The 3095-nt window shown below is 74.6% G+C and carries 3 protein-coding genes; 2 read left to right on the forward strand and 1 reads right to left on the reverse strand.

What is annotated here, in order from left to right:
* Nucleotides 1-94: 94 nt before the first annotated feature.
* Nucleotides 95-1201: a threonine synthase gene (locus BZY54_RS18485; protein ID WP_086726294.1), complete on the forward strand. Its 1107-nt coding sequence runs from the start codon at nt 95-97 to the stop codon at nt 1199-1201.
* Between the two features lie 37 nt (nt 1202-1238).
* Here BZY54_RS18485 and BZY54_RS18490 read toward each other — a convergent pair whose 3' ends face one another.
* Nucleotides 1239-2069 carry an oxidoreductase gene (locus BZY54_RS18490; protein ID WP_086726295.1) on the reverse strand — a complete coding sequence of 277 codons (831 nt, stop codon included), beginning with the start codon at nt 2067-2069 and terminating at the stop codon, nt 1239-1241.
* A 79-nt stretch (nt 2070-2148) separates the two neighbouring features.
* On the opposite strand from BZY54_RS18490, the gene BZY54_RS18495 reads away from it, so the two are divergent.
* On the forward strand, nt 2149-3060 hold the full coding sequence (locus tag BZY54_RS18495; RefSeq protein ID WP_086726296.1) for a LysR family transcriptional regulator: 912 nt from the start codon (nt 2149-2151) through the stop codon (nt 3058-3060).
* Nucleotides 3061-3095: the final 35 nt, after the last annotated feature.

Here is a 3095-nt window from a genome sequence, read left to right on the forward strand (position 1 = left end):
GCGCATGGACGTACCGAGCCCCGCTCAACCGGGTCGAACAGGCGCCGCGACTCTCCTGCAACCCGATCCGCTGGACAGGCCCTAACCTGCGCATATGACACCTCTGCCGGACCGATACTGCCCCATCGACGGGATCCGCATCCGCGGTGACTCGCTCGCCTGGTGCTGCCCGTCCTGCCACGGCCCCCCGGACCTCGACTTCGCCCCCACCCCCGCGCCCCTGAAGTCCCTGACCGGACGTGTGAACTCGCTGTGGCGGTACGCCGAGACGCTGCCGCTGTCGTCGCCGACCGTGTCCCTGGGCGAGGGCCGCACTCCGCTCGTGGCGCTCACGGACACCGTGTCGGCGAAGCTCGACTACCTGATGCCGACGCTGTCGTTCAAGGACCGGGGCGCGGTGATGCTGGCCGAGCTGGCGCTGCATGCCGGGCCGCGCCGGGTGGTCGCGGACAGCAGCGGCAACGCGGGCACGTCGATCGCCGCGTACTGCGCCCGCGGGCGGCTGCCGTGCACGGTGTACGTCCCGGTGGGCACGTCCGCGAAGAAGCTGGAGCAGATCGAGGCGCACGGCGCCCGTGTGGAGGTGGTCGACGGCGGCCGGGAGGCGGCGGGCGCGGCGGCGCAGCGCGCGGCGGACGAGCCGGACACCTTCTACGCCTCGCACGTCTACAACCCCTACTTCCTGCACGGCACCAAGACGTACGTGCACGAGCTGTGGGAGGACCTCGGCGGGCGGCTGCCCGACGTCCTGGTGCTGCCGGTGGGCAACGGCACGCTGCTGCTCGGCGCGGCCCTGGCGGTCTCCGAGCTGTACGGGGCCGGGCTGCTGGGCCGGCGTCCGGCGCTGTGGGCGGTGCAGGCGGCGGCGGTGGCCCCACTGGCCCGCGCCTGGGAGGAGGGCGCGGAGGAGCTGACCGGGACGGCCCCCGTGGCCCCGACGTACGCGGAGGGCATCGCCATCCCCCGGCCGCCGCGGGCCCGTCAGATCCTGCGCGCGGTACGGAACTCCGGCGGCACCTTCCTGACCGTCGGCGAGGACCAGATCCGCCACGCCCAGCTGGACCTGGCCTCGCGCGGCCTCTACGTGGAGTCCACGGGCGTGGCCTGCTGGGCGGCCGTCCGCGAGGGCGCGCTCGGCGGCAGGTCCGCGGTGGTGCCGCTGTGCGGCGCGGGGCTGAAGTCGGGGCTCGCACGGCCGTGACGGCACACGGCGGCGGGATCTGACGGCCTGCGGCGGCTCAGTCGTCGAAGGCGGTGGCGCGGGTGCGCTTCTCCCAGGCGGCGATGTCGCCGTGCACCTGGTCGAGATGGCCGAGGACGGAGGTGACCGCGTCGTCGCCCAGGGGCAGCCGAAGCGGAGTGTCGTCCGACTCCAGCGCGGCGATGATCAGCGCCGCCGCCTTCGCGGGGTCGCCGGGCTGGGTGCCGTCGCCGCCGGCGACGAATCCGCGGGTCTCGTCCACCTTGGCGTACACCCCGCTGTCCGCGCTCATCCCCGCCCTGCCCGAGCCGAAGAGGGAGGTGCGGAAGGCTCCCGGCTCGACGATCAGAACCTTGACGCCGTACTCGGCCACCTCGTCCGCCAGCGCCTCCGACATGCCCTCCAGGGCGAACTTCGTCCCGCTGTACGCTCCGAAGCCCGCGAACGACATCTGCCCGCCCATGCTGCTCATCTGCACGATCGCGCCCGAGCGCCGCTCGCGCATGTGCGGCAGCACCGCCCGCGTCAGCGCGGCGGGACCGAAGACGTGCACGTCGAACAGGTCGCGCAGCTCCTGCTCGGTGGTCTCCTCGAAGGCGCCGACGTGGGTACGGCCTGCGTTGTTCACCAGCACGTCGATCCGGCCGTGCCGGGCCACCACGTCCCGTACCGCCGCCTCGCCGGCCGCCGTGTCGGTGACGTCCAGCCCCAGCGCCTCCATCTGGTCGGGGTGCGCGGCCACGAGGTCGGCCAGCGTCCCGGGCCGCCGCACCGCGCCCACCACCACGTCACCGGCGGCCAGGGCCGCCTCGGCGATCGCCCGCCCGAAACCGCTGCCGGCACCGGTGATCAGCCACACCTTGTTCATGTCCCCTCCAGGGTTCGTCGTCAGGGCACCAGGCTCCGCCGGGGACCGGTGGCACGTCCAAGACCCGCCGTGATAACCGATGGTTATGACAGTGGACGTGCACGTACGGGATCTGCGCTACTTCCTGGCGGTGGCCGAGGAACTGCAATTCACGCGCGCCGCGGAACGCCTGTATGTCTCCCAGCCCGCCCTGAGCAAGCAGATCCGCGCGCTGGAACGGCAGTTGGGCGTGGAGCTCTTCGAGCGCCGGCCGCAGGGCGTGGCGCTCACCGGGGCGGGCGCGGCGCTGCTGCCCCACGCCCGGCGGGTGCTGGACGCCTGGGGGGAGGGCGCGGCCGCCGTGGAGTCGGCGCGGGCGGCGTTGCGCGGCACGCTGGTGGTGGGCATGAGCACCAGCCCGGGGCGCGGCGGGCTGCTGCCCGCGATCCGCTCCCGCTTCACGGCCGCGCTGCCCGGCACGTCCCTGAAACTACGGCAGGTGAGCTGGGAGGACCCGACCGCGGGCCTGGCAGACGGTGACGTGGACGTGGCCTTCGTGTGGCTGCCGCTGCCGCACGCCGAGCGCTACGGGTGGACGGTGGTCGCCGAGGAGCCGCGTCTGGTCGCGCTGCCCGTGACGCATCCCCTGGCCGCCCGTGCGGAGGTCGACTTCGCGGACCTGGCCGATATGCCCTTCCTGGCGCTGCCGCCGGAGGCCGGCCCGCTGCGCGACCACTGGCTCGCCCTGGACGACCGCGGCGGCACCCCGCCCGTGATCGGTGCCGAGGTGGCGAGCACCGAGGAGACGTACGAGGCGCTGCTCGCGGGGCTCGGCGTGTGCCTGGTCGCGGCCGGCAACGCCCCCCTGGTCAGCCTGGGCGGGGTGACCACCCGGCCGGTGCGCGGCATCGGGCCCGGCCGCTACGCGCTCGCCTGGCGCCGTGAGGACGGGGACCGGCCGCTGGTGCGCACCTACGCGCAGGCCTGCCGGCTGGCGACGGGCGGCGGGTGAGGTCCCCGGCCCGCTCCCGCCGGCCGTCCGGGACC

Source organism: Streptomyces carpinensis (assembly GCF_002154505.1).
Taxonomy (GTDB): domain Bacteria; phylum Actinomycetota; class Actinomycetes; order Streptomycetales; family Streptomycetaceae; genus Streptomyces; species Streptomyces carpinensis.